General features: G+C 66.1%; 10 protein-coding genes. 3 read left to right on the top strand and 7 right to left on the bottom strand.

The annotated features are described in order from the left end of the window. Positions 1 to 358 precede the first annotated feature (358 nt). Positions 359 to 1,903, top strand: coding sequence for a S1 family peptidase (locus ACKN61_RS14935; RefSeq protein ID WP_408950201.1), 1,545 nt, complete (start codon positions 359 to 361; stop codon positions 1,901 to 1,903). Positions 1,904 to 2,224: 321 nt separating this feature from the next. On the opposite strand, the gene ACKN61_RS14930 is transcribed toward ACKN61_RS14935, so the two are convergent. From ACKN61_RS14930 to ACKN61_RS14920, 3 genes are all read right to left on the bottom strand, one after another. Beyond that, on the bottom strand, positions 2,225 to 3,439 hold the full coding sequence (locus ACKN61_RS14930; protein ID WP_408950200.1) for a S1 family peptidase: 1,215 nt from the start codon (positions 3,437 to 3,439) through the stop codon (positions 2,225 to 2,227). Positions 3,440 to 3,925: 486 nt separating this feature from the next. Next, positions 3,926 to 5,140: a S1 family peptidase gene (locus tag ACKN61_RS14925; RefSeq protein ID WP_408950199.1), complete on the bottom strand. Its 1,215-nt coding sequence runs from the start codon at positions 5,138 to 5,140 to the stop codon at positions 3,926 to 3,928. Between the two features lie 1,161 nt (positions 5,141 to 6,301). Next, complete coding sequence (locus ACKN61_RS14920) at positions 6,302 to 7,825, bottom strand: S8 family peptidase (RefSeq protein WP_408950198.1); 1,524 nt, start codon at positions 7,823 to 7,825, stop codon at positions 6,302 to 6,304. Between the two features lie 518 nt (positions 7,826 to 8,343). On the opposite strand from ACKN61_RS14920, the gene ACKN61_RS14915 reads away from it, so the two are divergent. Further along, on the top strand, positions 8,344 to 10,323 hold the full coding sequence (locus ACKN61_RS14915; RefSeq protein ID WP_408950197.1) for a M13 family metallopeptidase: 1,980 nt from the start codon (positions 8,344 to 8,346) through the stop codon (positions 10,321 to 10,323). A 706-nt stretch (positions 10,324 to 11,029) separates the two neighbouring features. After that, complete coding sequence (locus tag ACKN61_RS14910) at positions 11,030 to 11,305, top strand: hypothetical protein (protein ID WP_408950196.1); 276 nt, start codon at positions 11,030 to 11,032, stop codon at positions 11,303 to 11,305. A gap of 549 nt (positions 11,306 to 11,854) precedes the next feature. Here ACKN61_RS14910 and ACKN61_RS14905 read toward each other — a convergent pair. From ACKN61_RS14905 to ACKN61_RS14890, 4 genes are all read right to left on the bottom strand, one after another. After that, positions 11,855 to 12,076, bottom strand: coding sequence for a helix-turn-helix transcriptional regulator (locus ACKN61_RS14905; protein ID WP_031370053.1), 222 nt, complete (start codon positions 12,074 to 12,076; stop codon positions 11,855 to 11,857). 3 nt (positions 12,077 to 12,079) lie between these two features. After that, complete coding sequence (locus tag ACKN61_RS14900; protein WP_408950195.1) at positions 12,080 to 12,595, bottom strand: DUF2975 domain-containing protein; 516 nt, start codon at positions 12,593 to 12,595, stop codon at positions 12,080 to 12,082. A 209-nt stretch (positions 12,596 to 12,804) separates the two neighbouring features. Continuing rightward, positions 12,805 to 13,197, bottom strand: a complete 393-nt coding sequence (locus tag ACKN61_RS14895; protein ID WP_408950194.1) for an STAS domain-containing protein — start codon at positions 13,195 to 13,197, stop codon at positions 12,805 to 12,807. 28 nt (positions 13,198 to 13,225) lie between these two features. Next, on the bottom strand, positions 13,226 to 15,649 hold the full coding sequence (locus tag ACKN61_RS14890) for a SpoIIE family protein phosphatase (RefSeq protein WP_408950193.1): 2,424 nt from the start codon (positions 15,647 to 15,649) through the stop codon (positions 13,226 to 13,228). Positions 15,650 to 15,850 lie beyond the last annotated feature (201 nt).

The following is a 15,850-nucleotide window of genomic DNA, read 5'->3' as shown; positions in this document are numbered from 1 at the left end:
TGGTCTCGCGCCGAATCCTCAAGCAACCGAGGTTGCAAAGGGTAGGAGCGGCGCGAGCCGCGACCGCGCCGTCACAATCTCGCGCCGAACGGCACAGCCATTCCGCGCCAGCTCGGATTGCAGAGGGATTCGGCGCGAGATTGCCGCAGCGCGGTCGCGGCTTGTGACCGAAGGAAATCCAGTAGGACGCCGCTCCTACCCATGGTCTTTATCAAACCGGCACGTCCGTCGCGTTTCGCTCCCTCGCCAACCAACAATCGACGTCACTTTTGACAGTACCGGCTTCTCATCGGTGCCGCTAACGCTATAAGTCGGGCGACAGGCGCCTGCCTGTCGACAACTAAAGGAGCGTTTCCTCATGGATTTTGGATACCGTCATTCCGCACGTCTCGCCCCGGCCGCGCTGGCCGTCGGCTTGCTGTTCTCGCTGGGCCTCAATGCGCAGCCAACCGGCGGCGACCCCATCGCGGTGTCGTATGCGCAGCAGTTCAAGGTGCCGCTGGCCGAAGCCAAGCGCCGCACGGCGCAGGTGCCGGAGATCGCGCTGTTGGAGCAGCGGCTGCAGCGCGAGTTGCCGGATACGTTCGCCGGGTTGTATATCGAGCACCAGCCGACATACCGGGTGGTGGTGCGCTTCACCAAGACGCCGAAGGCGCTGCTGTCGCGCTACACCCAGGACCCGCTGTTCGTGGCGCAACTGGCGCCGCGCCCGCTGGAGTTGCTGCGCGGGGCGCAGGAGGAACTGGCGGCCCAGTTGAGCCAGTCGGGTGTCGCGTTCGAGTCGGGGCTGGACCTCAAGACCTCGCAGGTCAATCTGTTCGTGCTCGACACCGCGACCGCCTCCAAGCGCCTGTCCGGGCTGATGGCAGTGGCCGACTACATCAAGCTGCACAAGGTGCCGGCGCTGATGACGCCCACGGCGATCGTCGGCGGCAGTCGGGTCGACGGGGCGACATTGCGCTGCACGACCGGCTTCAACGTGGTCAACGCGACGCGCGAACTCGGGGTGATCACGGCCGGGCATTGCGAGAATGCGCTGACTTACATCGGCAGCCCGAACGTGACCCTGGCGTTCAAGAGCGAGCAGAACAGCGGTTCGCTGGACCTGCAGTGGAACAAGCAGTCCGGCGGCACGCCGCAGGTGCAGAGCAACCAGATCAAGCTGGTCGGCGGGCCGCAGGCGACGATGGAGATCACCAGCGTGACGACCTCGGCCAACCTGCCGTTGGGCGCGACGGCATGCAAGAACGGCATTACCACCAACTACACCTGCGGTCAGGTCGCCGACAAGAACGCGCAGGCGATGTACAACGGAGCGGTCGGCACTTTCATCCGCGTGCACAACGCCAGCAACCAGGTGATGAACGACGTCGGAGACAGCGGCGGGCCGGTGTTCGGCACCAACACCGCCTACGGCATCGTCCACGGACGCGGCGGCCCGGGCACGCCGACCCATAACGACCTGTACTTCGTGCCGGTGGATCATTTCTCCGCGCTCGGCGTGTCGGTGTTGAAGGAGGCCTTCAGCCTGGACCGCATACCGAACGTGTCGGGGCCGCACAACGTCGCCTTTCAGGCGCAGGTGTTCTACAAGGGCGTGCCGAAATTCACAGTGCAGCGCAGGACCAAGATCATCAGCTGTCCTTCCGGCTGGACCTGCAACGACTACAACGGCAGTTACACCAGCAATACCGCCTCGCCCTTGACCTTCAATTTCAAGTGCACGACCACCGGGTCGATGCCGACCGCCACCTTCGCCTGGCGCACGACCCTGATCGGCGCGGATGGGGCGACGACCAACGCGATCGACCACACCAGCACCTGCACGGCCCCGACCGTGGCTAACAGTTCGAATGCGGCTCACGGCGACGGCAGTCCGCCGACGATCACGATCGAGCCTTGACCGGCGCTAAGTGAACGACGGCCGGGCGGTCCGGCCGTCGTTTGCGTCTCCGTTAGGCCTTTAGGATCTCCCTGTAGGAGCGACGTAAGTCGCGACCGCGCAGCCACCCGCTCGCGTCGCATCTCCCTGCAACCGAGCATCCCAGGGTAGGACGCCGCTCCTACTCTTGGGGTTGTAAGAGGAGGCGCGGCAAGCTAGTGCTGCGCGGTCGCGACTCACGTCGCTCCTACAGGGGGAGGGGGAACCGCTAGACGGGACGCCCACAAAAAAACGCCCCGGAAACCTCCGGGGCGTTCGACCCATAGTCGCAACCGCGATGGATTACGGGCTGGTGCGCAGGGTCAGCGTGTAGGCCTTCAGGATCGAATTGAGCGGGGTGAAGTAGCTGTTACCGCCCCCGTTGTCGCCCGCGGCGCCGACGCAGTCGCCGCTGCCGCCCGACAGCACGCCCTGGCCCTGGCCTTCGGCGGTGATGAACGAGCCGCCGGAATCGCCGCCTTCGGCGCAGGCGGTGGTGCGGGTCAGGCCGGTCACGGTGCCGTCCGGGTTGCCGTAGTCGTCGGTGTAGGACACGGTGACGTTCTTGCTGCGGATGGCGCCGCAATGCCAGCCGGTGGTGCGGCCGGAACGGCAGACGGCGGTGCCGACGGCGGCTTCGGTGCTGCCGCGCACGGCGACGTCGCCGTTGCCATAGCCGTAGACGCTCGCCGACAGGACGTGGGTGTTGTCGACCCGGACCCAGCCGCGGTCGGGGCCGCGCGCGTTGTCGTCCGGCATGGCGGATGCGGCGAAGGTGCCGACACGCACGCCCGGCTCCCACTGGGAGACTTCGTGATACACGATGTCGCCGACGTTGCCGCAATGCCCGGCGGTGGCGTAGCCCGCGCTGTTGCCCTTGGTGACCGAGAAGCCGATCGAGCAAGCCGAGATGCGGTTGTTGCCGACTTCGCGCAGCACGCCGCGGCCGCCCTGGATGGCGATGCGGCGCTGCGGCGCGTCCTTCAGGGTTTCGAAGCGCACCACGCCCGCATCGAGGCCGCTGCGGGCGACGAAGTCGACGCCGGTGTCTTCGGCGCCCGGAGCGACGCTCACAGTGACGGTGTTGCTGGGCAGGTCGACCGACCAGCTGTACACGCCCTTCGGCGCCTTGGCGCTGCGGTTGAGCAGGCCGTCGAGTTGCGCCTTGGCGGCATTGAGCGCGGCGAGGCTGTGACGGGCGCGACGGGTTTCGACGCCGGCCGCGGCCGGCGCGCTCTTGATCGCGGTGCTGGCGGCGACCACGCCGAAGGAACCGTCGGCCTTGCGCTCTAGCCAGGCGCCGGCGAAGTTGCGGCCGAGTTGCTTGGCGAGGGTTTTTTCCTGCTGCGCGGCAAGGCGTTCGGCCTTGAGGTACTGAACCAACTGCGGGCCGGACAAACGCAGGTCGCGCTGCATGGCGGCCTTCAGCGCGGGAGCGAGATCGTCGGCGGCGACGGCCGCACCGGATACGAACATGGCTGCGGCGGCAGCGACGATCGAGAGGTTGAACTTACGCATTCCAGAAACTCCATGGACGAGTGGGGGCAATCAGATTCGCGGCCGTTGAAGCGCGGCGTTGTCATGCGTGAGGTTGCATCGCATGCAGCGCTTCGTCGGGCCGCATCGATTAGAACGCGACGCGATCTGTTTGCCCTATGCGCGAAATGAGACGTCCTTGTTGGTTCTGTAAATGTTCTTCGGGAAATACAGAAAACATCTTGAAAATAGCGGTTTGCGCACGCTTTGTTGTGACAGTGGATTTCTTTCGTTTGATGCGGAAACGTTGGTCGGAGCTTTCGTGGTCGTCGCTGACCCGTTGTCACACATGCGCGCATCGACCGGTTGCGATGACGCGCGCCATCGATGTATCGATCGCACGTCGTCGTTGAAGTAATGGCGCGGTTGCGGCGCACGCCGGCGAAGCGACAGCCGCCGATTGCGCCGGGCAAAAAAAAGCGCCCCGGAAACCCGGGGCGCTCGGACACCTGTCGCAACCGCGATGGATTACGGCGTGGTCTTCAAGGTCAAGGCATAGGTGCTGAGGATCGAGTTGATCGGGGTGAAGTAGCTGTTGCCGCCGCCGGTGCGGCCCTGGCGGCCCTTGCAGCTGCCGCTGCCGCCCGACAGCACGCCCTGCGCCTGGCCGGCGCCGGTGATGTACGAACCGCCGGAGTCGCCGCCTTCGGCGCAGGCGGTGGTCTGGGTCAGGCCGGTCACGGTGCCGTCCGGGTTGCCGGCGTCGTCGACATAGGACACGGTCATGTTCTTGCTGCGGATGGCGCCGCAACGCCAGCCGCTGGTGCGGCCGGAACGGCACAGCGCGGCGCCGACCGCGGCTTCGGTGCTACCGGCCACGTTGACGTCGCCGCTACCGTAGCCGTAGACGCTGGCCGACAGGGTGTGGGTGTTGTCGACCTGCACCCAACCGCGGTCGGGGCCGGTCTGGTTGCCGTCGGGCATCGACGAGGCGGCGAACGAACCCAGGCGCACGCCCGGGGTCCACTGCGACACTTCGTGGTACACGACTTCGCCGGTGTCGCCGCAATGGCCGGCGGTGGCGAAGCCCAGGGTGGTGCCCTTGGTCACCGGGAAACCGACCGAGCAGGCATAGACGTAGCCGTCGCCCGGGTCGCGCAGATAGCCGCGGCCGCCCTGGATGGCGATGCGGCGCTGCGGCGCTTCGCTCAGGGTTTCGAAACGCACGGTGCTCGCATCCAGGCCGCTGCGCGCGACGAAGTCGACGCCGGCTTCTTCCGCGCCCGGGGCCACGCCCACGGTCACGCTGTTGCTCGGCAGGTCCACCGCCCAGCTGTACACGCCCTTCGGTGCCTTGCCGTTGCGCGCGAGCTGGCTGTCGAGTTGTCCCTTCGCTGCGTTGAGCGCGGCCAGGCTATGACGCGCCTGGCGGGTTTCCACGCCGGCCGCGGCCTTGGCGGCCTTGATCGAGGTGCTGGCGGCGACCACGCCGAACGAGCCGTCGGCCTTGCGCTCGAGCCAGGCGCCGGCGAAGTGGCGGCCGAGCTGCTTTTCCAGAGTCTTTTCTTGTTGTGCGGCGAGGCGTTCGGTCTTCAGGTACTGAGCGAGCTGCGTGCCCGACAATCCCAGGTCGCGCTGCATGGCCGACTTCAACGCGGGGGCGAGGTCGTCGGCGGCGAGGGCCGCGCCGGATACGGTCATGGCTACGGTGGCAGCGAGAACCGACATACTGAACTTGCGCATATCCAAAAACTCCTAAGGCAGAGAGGGATGCGGACAACAGTGGCGGCGGGGCCGGGGCAGGTCGCTGGGGGTGGCAGGCACGAAGCGCTCAGCCGGGCCGCATGGAATAGAACGGGGCCCCGGCGTGGCACCCCTACCTCGAAACTGAGACAAACTGCTTGGTTTCGGCGTGGTCAAGGCCGTTTCCGATTATGAAAATCGTGAACGAAGGGGCGGGCGATGACCTTCTTATGCAAGTGCCGAGCGCCAGTGGGGGACCGGATGTTGCGGGTCGGGGCAGGGGCGCTGGTGCGGTGATCGCATGGGGATGTTTCCGCTGTGATCGGAAGCCGCGCGGTCGCCGCTTGCGTCGCTCCTACCCCTTAGAGCCGGGCTTCCTGTAGGAGCGACGTGAGTCGCGACCCACGCTGCGGGCAGGGTTCGTCGCAGTGGCATTGTCGTGGTCGCGGCTCGCGCCGCTCCTACCCCTTAGAGCGGGGCTGCCTGTAGGAGCGACGTGAGTCGCGACCCACGCTGCGAGGCAGGCTTCGTCGCAGTGGCATTGTCGCGGTCGCGGCTTACGCCGCTCTTACAAAGGCCGACGATCCAAAGGGTAGGAGCGACGCGAGTCGCGACCTCGCAGGCGAAAGATCCGTCGTAATTTCGGTTTCGCGGTCGCGGCTTACGCCGCTCCTACCCCTTAGAACCGGGCTTTCTGTAGGAGCGACGTGAGTCGCGACCCACGCTGCGAGGCAGGCTTCGTCGCAGTGGCATTGTCGCGGTCGCGGCTTACGCCGCTCCTACAAAGGCCGACGATCCATGGGGTAGGAGCGACGCGAGTCGCGACCGCGCAGGCGAAAGATCCGTCGTAGTTTCGGTTTCACGGTCGCGGCTCGCGCCGCTCCTACCCCTTAGAACCGGGCTTCCTGTAGGAGCGACGTGAGTCGCGACCCACGCTGCGGGGCAGGGTTCGTCGCAGTGGCATGGTCGTGGTCGCGGCTCGCGCCGCTCCTACAAAGGCCGACGATACAAGGGTAGGAGCGACGCGAGTCGCGACCGCACAGGCGAAAGATCCGTCGCAGTTTCGGTTTCGTGGTCGCGGCTTACGCCGCTCCTACCCTTGGGGTCGTCGCGCTTGGGAGAACGCGAGCGAAGGGCGCGCGGCCCTTCGCTCGCTGTGGCTCAACGCATCGTGACGAGCCGTGCGATCGCTGCGCGCAGGTCCGGCAGCGGGCCGATCTGGCCGCCACCGCCGGTCTGCGGGGTGCCGGTGGTCATGAGCAGGTCGCGCATCTGCCGCGGGGTGAGGGTGATGCCGCGTTGCTTGGCGATGCCGGACAACGATACCACCGCCGCGGCGACGATCGGCGAGGCGCTGGAGGTGCCGGAGAAGGTCTTGGTGTAGCGCGCGTTGACGCCGCCGTTGTACAGGCCGCCATAACCGGTGCTGGTGACGCAGCGGCCCCAAGCCTGGACGTTGACGCGGCGACCGTAGGTCGAGAACGGTTGCTTGGCGCGTTCGGCGACGGTGTCGCTGCACCAGGTGGTCGAACGCGGGCCGCCGGCGCCGACGATGATCGACCCCGAGTCCGGGCGGCTGCGTGGGAACGGCGAGCCGAAGCAGGCGGTGTTGTCGAGATTCATGTTGCCATTGCCGCCAGCCTGCACCACGTGCACGCCTTTGTTGGTGGCGACGACGATGGCGTCGTACACCGAGGGCGTCCACTCCACCGGCACGTAATTGCTGCAGCCGCTCGGCCCGGCCGCCTGTTGTTCGAGCAGCATCACGTCGCCGGCGCGCAGCGCATTGGCGGCAGTCAGGATGGCGTTGGCCAGGTCGTAACCGCGCTGGGTGTTCATCGCATTGGTGTAATGCGCGCTGGCGCCGCTGACCAAGCCGGTGACGCCGATGCCGTTGTTGTCGGCGACCAGTTCGCCCATCACCGCGGTGCCGTGGTTGTTGTCGTTGAACGGGTCGCTCGGGGTGCCGTTGGCGATCAGCGCGCCGGCGAGGCGCAGCTTGGACAGGTCTTCGTGGTTGGTGTTCCAACTGTATTCGATGTCGAGCACGCGCACGCCGGTGCCGTCGCCGCCGGCGACGGTGCGGGCGTACTGGCTGTCGATGCCGTTCTGCGCCGCGGGCAGTTTGTAGTACTGGTAGTCGTGATAAGCCGGCGAGGCCGGCAGCGGCATCGGCAGCGCCGCCGGGTAGGCGATCTCGACGATGCTCATGGCGTTGAGTTCGTCGATCACCCGCTGGATGTCCTGGCCCGGCCGCACTTTCAGGCGGAACCACTGGCTCAAATCGGGCTGTTCGTTCTGCGCCTGCGGTTGTGCGCTCTTCGACAAGGCCGTGAGCGTGGCCTCGTCGGCACGGAACAAGGGCTCCATGTTCGCGACCGGGCCGGCGCCGCTGGCGAGACTTTCCAGTGCCGCCAGGCGCCCGTATTTCGCCGAGGTCGGGCGTCCGCCCTGCAGGCGCACCTGGCTGTCGCGCACGAATTTGACTTCGATGTACTCGCGCGAATCGTAGCGGCCGAGTTGGGTCTTGGCCGGCTTGGGCATGACCGACAGGGATGCGGGCGCGTGCGACGGCGGTGCGGCGAGAGGCGCGACCGCGGGCATCGCCGCGATCGCCAGGCACGGCAGCAGCAAACGCAGCAAGGGAGCGGATTTCGTGCGTGCAGGTGAGGACTTGGAGCGCATGAGAAAGAATCCTGAGTGGATGGGAGGAGTCGTCATGCGAAGCGACACGCTGTCCGGGCTTCGCGGCCGGTGCGGAGCGGACCGTTAGGCGATCCGGCGGCGAGGATAGTCAGGCGCAATGTGCCTCGACTTGAGACGGATCACGCTTTCAGTGATACGACGCAGTCGGTTTTTTCCTGTGCGTAAACCGGGATCGCGCACACGGCTTGAAGGCGTCGCAATGCGGCCTATGCCCGTTGCGCAGGCTGCGGACGTGTCAGGGTGGCGGGTTGGGTTGGGCCTGAGGCGATGCACGCGGGTGGAACCTTGTGCAGTGCATCGAGACGGCATCGGATGGAGGCGTTCTTGTCTCAGGCGCTGCATCGCGGCCTGGCCGATCGACGCAATGCGGGCGGGGTCCGGTGCGAACAGGACTTCTGGGACGGGTCCGGGCGAGGGCGCTCGCTATAGTGGCGGCACCATTCAGCAGGGATCGTGCCGTGTCCAAGTCCAGCCTCCCGCTCGTCGCTTTGTTGGCCATGTCCACCGCGTCCGCCGGCGCCTTGCACGGCATCCAACCCGACGATATCAACCGCCAAGGCGATGCCTGCACCGATTTCTACGACTACGCCAACGGCGCTTGGCGCAAACAGAATCCGATTCCGGACTACATGGACCGTTGGAGCCGGCGCTGGCAATCGGGTGAGCTCAACAAGGAGCGAGTACGCGACATCCTGACCGAGTTGTCGGCGCGCAAGGATTGGCCGAAGGGCAGTGCGGGCCAGTTGGCCGGCGATTTCTATGCGGCCTGCATGGACGAGTCGCGGGTCGATGCGCTCGGCAGCAAGCCGGTGCAGCCGTGGTTGAGCGAGATCGGCGCCATCGGCGATGGTGCCGGCGTACAGCGCATGATCGGCAAGCTGCACGACGCTGGGGTCGGCGTGCCGTTCGTGCTGTTCGCCGGCGAGGACCTGCGCGAGCCGTCGCAGACCATCGCCCATGTCTACGCCGGCGGCCTCGGCTTGCCGGATCGCGACTACTACCTCAAGCCCGAGCCGCGTTTCGTCGAGGCGCGCGCCAAGTACCTGGTGCACGTGGCCAAGATGTTCGAACTGGCCGGCGCCCCGGCCGAGCAGGCGCAACGCGACGCACAGACCGTGTTCGACTTCGAGAAGCGCCTGGCCGAGGCCTCGCTGGACAACGTGCAGTTGCGCAACCCGAAGCTGCAGGACAACCCGACCGCGTTCGCCGACCTGTCCAAGCTCGCGCCGAGTTTCGACTGGGGCCGTTACTTCGATGCGGCCGGCGTGCCGCGCAACGCGGTCAACGTGACCCAGCCGAAGTTCCTGCAGCAGGTCGAAAAGGAGTTGGCGACGACGCCCTTGCCGCAGTGGAAGACCTATCTGCAGTGGCATCTGCTCAACACCGCCGCCGACTCGCTGTCGCAGCCCTTCGTCGAGGAGAACTTCGCCTTCAACGGCAAGTTCCTGACCGGCGCCACCCAGATGAAGCCGCGCTGGAAGCGTTGCGCCGAGCTCACCGATACCCAGCTCGGCGAAGCGCTGGGGCAGAAGTATGTGGAGAAGTACTTCCCGCCGGAAGCCAAGGCGCGCATGCAGGACATGGTCAAGAACATCCTCGCGGCGATGGACGACACCATCGGCGAGCTGGCCTGGATGGACGACGCGACCAAGAAGAAGGCGCTGGAAAAACGCTCGACCTTCGTCGCCAAGCTGGGCTACCCGGACAAGTTCAAGGATTACCAGGGCGTCGCGGTGAGCCGCGACTCGGCCTGGGACAACCTCGTCGCCGCCTCGCGCTGGAACGTGACCGACAACCGCAGCCAGATCGGCAAGCCCACCGACCGCAGCCGCTGGGGCATGACCCCGCCGACCTCGAACGCCTACTACAACCCGCTGCAGAACGAGATCGTGTTCCCGGCCGGCATCCTGCAGTCGCCCGCGTTCGACGTGAACGCGACCGACGCGGTCAATTACGGCGCCATCGGCGTGGTGATCGGCCACGAGATCAGCCACGGTTTCGACGACCAAGGCGCGCAGTTCGACGCCAAGGGCCGTTTGTCCAATTGGTGGACGCCCGCCGACGGCAAGCAGTTCGCGGCCAAGGGCCAGTGCGTGGTCGACCAGTTCGAGGGTTATTTCATCGAACCCGGCCAGCATCACAACGGCAAACTGGTGCTGGGCGAATCCATCGGCGACCTGGCCGGCGCCAAGATCGCGTATCGCGCTTATCTGAAGTCGCGCGAAGGCAAGGGCCCGGAGCCGACCCTTGACGGCTTCTCGCCCGAGAAACAGTTCTTCATCGCCTGGGGCCAGTTCCGCGGCGACGAAACCCGCCTGGAAACCCAGCGCACCATGATCCAGGGCGACCCGCACCCCGTCGCCAAGTACCGCGTCAACGGCCCGCTGTCGAACCTGCCGGCGTTCCAGCAGGTGTTCGAGTGCAAGGCGGGCGATGCGATGGTGCGGGCGGAGGAGAAGCGGTGCGAGGTGTGGTGAGGGGGCGGCTTCCCCTGTAGGAGCGGCGTGAGCCGCGACCGCGGGACGCGCAGCAGCACATCGCCGCTGTCATTGATCGAAGCGGCGTATTGGCGCGGGGTAGGAGCGGCGCAAGCCGCGACCGCGTCGTTTCGGTCTCGTGGCGTATCGCTCACGTAAGATCTAGATCTAGATCAAACGCTAAAAGCTTCCGCCACTAAAGCGGCGGGTTACTTTCTTTTGTCATAAGCAACAAAAGAAAGGTAACCAAAGAAAAATGCTTTTCTTTGAATCACAGGCCCGCACGAGCGGTGCCTCCGCAGGGATTTTTCATACGGGACATCCCTGTCCCGATGAAAAACGGCCCGCATCCCTGCGGGCCGCCCTCCGGGTCTTCTATGGCCTTCGCTAGTGCCAGGCGACGCACAGCTACGGCAACGCCGCTTCGGGGTAGGAGCGGCGTCCTACTGGATTTCCTTCGGTCACAAGCCGCGACCACGTCGCAACGATCACCCGCGCCGGCGGCCGTAGATCCGCGGTCGCGGCTTGCACCGATGCCGGCCGCAGCCCGGCAGGGTAGGAGCGGCGCGAGCCGCGACCACGCTGTGGCGGTCTCGCGCCGTGTCGATTCCATAGGATCAGGATCAAACGCCAAAAGCTTCCGCCACTAAAGCGGCGGGTTACTTTCTTTTGTCATAAGCAACAAAAGAAAGGTAACCAAAGAAAAATGCTTTTCTTTGAATCACAGGCCCGCACGCTCGATGCCGACGCAGGGATTTTTCATACGGGACATCCCTGTCCCGATGAAAAACGGCCCGCATCCCTGCGGGCCGCCCTCCGGGTCTTCTATGGCCTTCGCGAATATGAAGCTGCGCACAGCAACAGCAGCAACAACAACCCTGCAGCTACGCCGGCTCAAGGGGTAGGAGCGGCGTTCTACTGGATTTCCTTCGGTCACAAGCCGCGACCACGCAGCGACGATCGCCAGCGCCGGCACCTGTAGATTCGCGGTCGCGGCTTGCGCCGCTCCTACTCTAGAGCAGCAACGACGTTGCCGTTGCCGAGCTTTTGATCTGCTTTGCCGCTTTGCTGCTTTGCCGGTCAAGTGGAGACCCAGAGGGCGGCGCACAGGACGTGCGCCGTTTTTCGATAGGACAAGGATGTCCTATCGAAAAATCCCGGCGCCGGCATCGCACTCGTGGCCTGTGCCCTTGCAAGGAGAGCCCTTTTCTTTGGTTAGCTTTCTTTTGGGCTTAGCAAAAGAAAGTAACCCGGCCGCGTCAGCGGACGGAAGCTTTAGATGTTGCTTCATTGCTCTGCAGTAAGAAACGCAGCAACCGCCAGTTGCGCGGTCGCGACTTGCGACCGAAGGAAATCCAGTAGGACGCCGCTCCTATCCCGCGATAGCTCGCGGCTTCGATCGATCACGTCAGCGGTGCGCCCTCTGCGCGTCCCTTGGTCACGGCTCACGCCGCTCCTACAGGGGCTTCGACCGAGCGTCGCGAAGGCGGGGATCTATAGACTTCAGCGCGATGTTGTTCCGCGCCTGCCCTCACTCCTGCATCGGTTGCGTCGGATCAAAAGCGAGCAAATCGCCGGGTTGGCAGTCGAGTACGCTGCAGATCGCTTCCAGGGTGGAGAAGCGGATCGCCTTGGCCTTGCCGGTCTTGAGGATCGACAGGTTGGCCAGGGTGATGTCGACGCGCTCGGACAGTTCGGTCAGGGTCATGCGGCGTTCGTGCAGTTTTTCGTCGAGACGGATCACGATGGCCATGGCTTACACCGTGCCTTCGAGGTCGCTGCGCATGCGCGCGCCCTGTTCGAATACGCGGGCGAGCACGAACAGCAGCAACACCGCCAGCCACGGCGCGAACGAGAAGCCGACGTCGATGTCCATCTTCAACGACGGCGCGGCTTTCGAGGCGCCGTAGACGATGGCGCCGATCAGCAGGCGCAGGCCTTCGCCGGCCAGCACCCACCAGGCGATGGCCTGCAGGCGGCGGCTGTTGTCGGCGATGAAGGGATCGCCGTCGCGCACGCTGTCGACGATCGCCAGCAACGCGCGCAGCACGCGATGGGTGAGGTAGGCGGCGAGGATGCCGATCAGCACGACGGCGCGCAGGGCGTTGTGCAAATGCTCGTAGGTCACGCCGAGGGCCTCGAACAACAGCTTCGGGTTGACCCAGGTCGCGATCAGCAGCGAGGCGATGGCGAAGGCGTAGAGGGCGTTGAGGACGATGAGGCCGCGGATCAACGAGCGGGCCAGGGTGAGGGCGTTCGGAGGGCGGGTCATGGGACGGTTGCCTCTGTCATATCGGTAAACGATATATATAATATCGAAAAACGATATGCAAGTGCCCCGGAGTAGGTCTTTCAGACCTCCCTTCGGCCTGGGCGGTCTGGCCTGGGCGGCTCGCCGGGCCAGGGCCAGGTCCTGGGGAGAGCTTGTCGAGTCCGGCGCCGGCCTTGCCCCTGCGGCGCCTCCGTTCCGGTTTCCGCCACTCAATCGTCGTCGCTGTCCTCGCCCTTGGCCAGCACCTTGCGCTGCATCGCGTCGAGATAGGCATCGGCTTCGGCGACGCTGCTGAAGATTTCGTTCATCGGTACCGCCTTGACCAGGTCGAATACTTTCTGGATCTGCGGTTGCGGGTTGACCACCACCACCTTGCCGCCGCGGGCCGCCAAGGCTTTGCGCGCACGGAAGATCGAGCGGATGCCGGCGGAGCTGATGTATTCCAGGTCGGCGAGGTCCAGTACGAGCGAGGGCACGCTGGCGGCGAGCACCGGCCCCAGTTGGCGGTCGAGTTCGGCATAGCTGGAGGTGTCCAGGCGGCCGGCGAGGTAGACGCGCTGGCTGTGGGCGGTGGTTGGGTCGATCCGGATGGTCAGGTCCATGCGTGGCTCCAGGTTCGAGATGTCGGCATCAGTCGCCGGCAGTGGGTCGTAGCAGCACGATGTGCAGCACGTTGTAGCGGTCCTCGCGTACGTAGGTGGCCTGGTCGGCGAGGGTGCGGATCAGATGCAGGCCGAGGCCGCCGAGCGGGCGGTCGTCGATGTCGGCATCGAGGTCGGGTTCGGCTTGCGACAGCGGGTCGAACGGCGTGCCGTCGTCGCGGAAGCGCAACTCGATGCGGCCGGGCTCGATCGCGAGTTCGAGGCTGACGTCGTGCTCGACGCCGGGCTCGGTGCCGTAGTCGATGGCATTGCACATGACCTCCTCGGTGATTAGCCGCACGTCGCCGATCAGCGCGCTGTCGACGCGGGCCTGGACCAAGGCTTCGTCCACGGCCGCGAACAATTCCGCAAGCCGGGCGCGATCCTGCGGTGCGCGGAACCGCTGTGTTTCCGGCGTGTCCGATGGCGCGCCGTCGTTGCCGGTCCAGTGCAGGGACAGCACGGTGATGTCGTCCGACTGCGGCGCATCGGCGGCGAAGCGATGCACCTCGGCGACCAGGGCGCTGCACAAGGTGCTCGCGTCGGTGCCGCCGCGCAGGGCCGCCAACAGGCGTTCGGCGCCGAAGGCTTGTTGATGGGCGTCGAAGGCTTCGGTGATGCCGTCGGTGTAGGCCACCAGGGCTTCGCCGTTGCGCAGGCGGCCGCGCCAGATCGGATAGTGTTCGTCCGCCACCACGCCGAGCGGTGGGCCCGACGTCAGATCGACGAATTCCGCGCTGCCGTCGGCGCGCAACAACACCGGGGGTTCGTGGCCTGCGCTGGCCAAGGCGAGCTCGCCGCTGCGCGCGTCGATCAGGCCGCACAGCACGGTGGCGAACATGCAGGTGTCGTTGCCTTCGAGCAGGCGTTGCGCGGCTTCCTGCAGGGCGATTTCGGGCGACCCGCCGCGGCCGGCGGCGATCTCCAGCACGGTCATGGTGCGGGCCATGAACAAGGCCGCCGGCACGCCCTTGTCGGAGACGTCGCCGATCGCGAACCACAGCGTGTGGGTGTCGCGCTCGAAGAAACTGTAGAAGTCGCCGCCTACCGCCTTGGCCGGTTCCAGCCGCGCATTCGCCTGCAGGCGCCACTCGTCGGCGCCGAGCACGCGCGCGCCGGGCAGCATCGCCAGTTGGATCTCGCGGGCGATGTCCAGCTCGCTTTCGAGCTTCTGCCGCGCCGTGCTCATGTCCTGGATTTCGACGATCTGGCGCTTGATCGAGCCGCGTGCGTTGTCGAAGGCGCGCGCCATCACCCCGACTTCGTCGCGGCGCTCGGTCTGGTGCAGGGGATAGTCGAATTCGCCGGCGGCGAAATGGCTGGCCGAACCGGTCAGGTCGCTCAGCGGCGTGGTGATGCGCGCGGCCATCCGGCGCACCAGCAAGGTGACCAGCAATAAAGCGATCGATACGATCGCCGCCAGTTGGACGATGGTGCGCTTGAGCGCGGCCAGCAGCGGCTTGTGCGACATCGACACTTGCAGGCCCCAACCGGTGTCGCCGATGGGTTCCAGCACCGAAAACCGCGTTTCGCGGGTGGCCGGCAGCACATGGGTGAACTCGAACCGGCGTCCGCGCGCGTGCGCCGCGGCCATCTCGGTCAGGTCGGTGCGCCCGGCCGCGGCCATGTAGCGTTCGAGCGTGGTCTTCAAGGCGATGTTCGGATCGGCATGCAGGGTCACGGCGCCCTCGGGCGCGAACAGCGCCGGGCGTTGGCCGTGGATGTGGTGCAGCGGTTCGACCAGTTCGGCCCAGCGCGCGATCGGCACATCCAGGCTGACCATGCCCAGGCGCCGGCCGTCCGGCGCGCGCAGCGGCAGGTTCAAGGTGCTCATCCAGTGGCCGCCGGCGGTTTCGTTGAAGTAGGGCTCGGACCACCAGGGCGTGTCGGCGGCGAGCGTGCGCCGGTACCACGGCTGTCGGTGCGCGTCGTAGCCGATGGCGATGAGGTCGCGATTGGTCACGCCGCGGCGGTCGACGCCGACGTAGTACGCCATCGGCAAGCCGTCGGGCAGCACACCGGATTCGAGCGCGATCAAGCCGCCGACGGCGCTGGCATCGGCGTCCAACAGGGCTTCCATCGCCTTGATCGTCGCCTCGCGGTCCAGCGCAAGGCTGTTGAACAGACCGATTATGGCCGCGCCGGTGATGCGCACCGATTCCATCGAAGCGAGCAGGCGGTCGGCGGTCTGGGCGGCTTCGTAGCGGGTCCGCTCCTCGGCGCCGGCGATGATCTGCTGGCGTGCGATCAGGAAGGCGACGACGAAGCCGATCAGCAGCAGCACCCCGACCAACACGCCGAACCACAGCATCAGCTTGGTGCGCAGGCTGTCGCGCCACGACACCGGCGGATGCGCGTCGCGCGCGATCACGCGCGGTGCGGTCGGAGCGGTAATCGACTCAGTCCGGTCCATCGGCGACTCCCAGAGGACAGGGCGAGCATAGCCCCAGCCGCGGCCGAAAAAGCGGGCGGCGCGCACTGTCCCCAGCGGCCCGCAAAGGCGGGCCGGGACTTGGGCGAGCAGCCGCCAGCGACAGGTTCGGGCGGGTCTCGTCGCCTGTATCGGCCTGGTTTACATCGGCCTCGGTTACAACGGCCTTGTCTACATCCGCCT

This window comes from Lysobacter sp. Hz25 (assembly GCF_046097045.1).
In the GTDB taxonomy this organism is placed as follows: Bacteria; Pseudomonadota; Gammaproteobacteria; order Xanthomonadales; family Xanthomonadaceae; genus Lysobacter; species Lysobacter antibioticus_B.
This window is presented reverse-complemented; position numbering and strand designations above follow the sequence as displayed.

Excerpts from the sequence above, each read along its gene's own strand:
- ACKN61_RS14915 (WP_408950197.1), top strand. The coding sequence starts at position 8,344 with ATGTCCACCGCGTCCGCCGGCGCCTTGCACGGCATCCAACCCGACGAT.
- ACKN61_RS14910 (WP_408950196.1), top strand. The coding sequence starts at position 11,030 with ATGCTTTTCTTTGAATCACAGGCCCGCACGCTCGATGCCGACGCAGGG.
- ACKN61_RS14905 (WP_031370053.1), bottom strand. The coding sequence starts at position 12,076 with ATGGCCATCGTGATCCGTCTCGACGAAAAACTGCACGAACGCCGCATG.
- ACKN61_RS14925 (WP_408950199.1), bottom strand. The coding sequence starts at position 5,140 with ATGCGCAAGTTCAGTATGTCGGTTCTCGCTGCCACCGTAGCCATGACC.
- ACKN61_RS14930 (WP_408950200.1), bottom strand. The coding sequence starts at position 3,439 with ATGCGTAAGTTCAACCTCTCGATCGTCGCTGCCGCCGCAGCCATGTTC.
- ACKN61_RS14890 (WP_408950193.1), bottom strand. The coding sequence starts at position 15,649 with ATGGACCGGACTGAGTCGATTACCGCTCCGACCGCACCGCGCGTGATC.
- ACKN61_RS14895 (WP_408950194.1), bottom strand. The coding sequence starts at position 13,197 with ATGGACCTGACCATCCGGATCGACCCAACCACCGCCCACAGCCAGCGC.
- ACKN61_RS14900 (WP_408950195.1), bottom strand. The coding sequence starts at position 12,595 with ATGACCCGCCCTCCGAACGCCCTCACCCTGGCCCGCTCGTTGATCCGC.
- ACKN61_RS14935 (WP_408950201.1), top strand. The coding sequence starts at position 359 with ATGGATTTTGGATACCGTCATTCCGCACGTCTCGCCCCGGCCGCGCTG.
- ACKN61_RS14920 (WP_408950198.1), bottom strand. The coding sequence starts at position 7,825 with ATGCGCTCCAAGTCCTCACCTGCACGCACGAAATCCGCTCCCTTGCTG.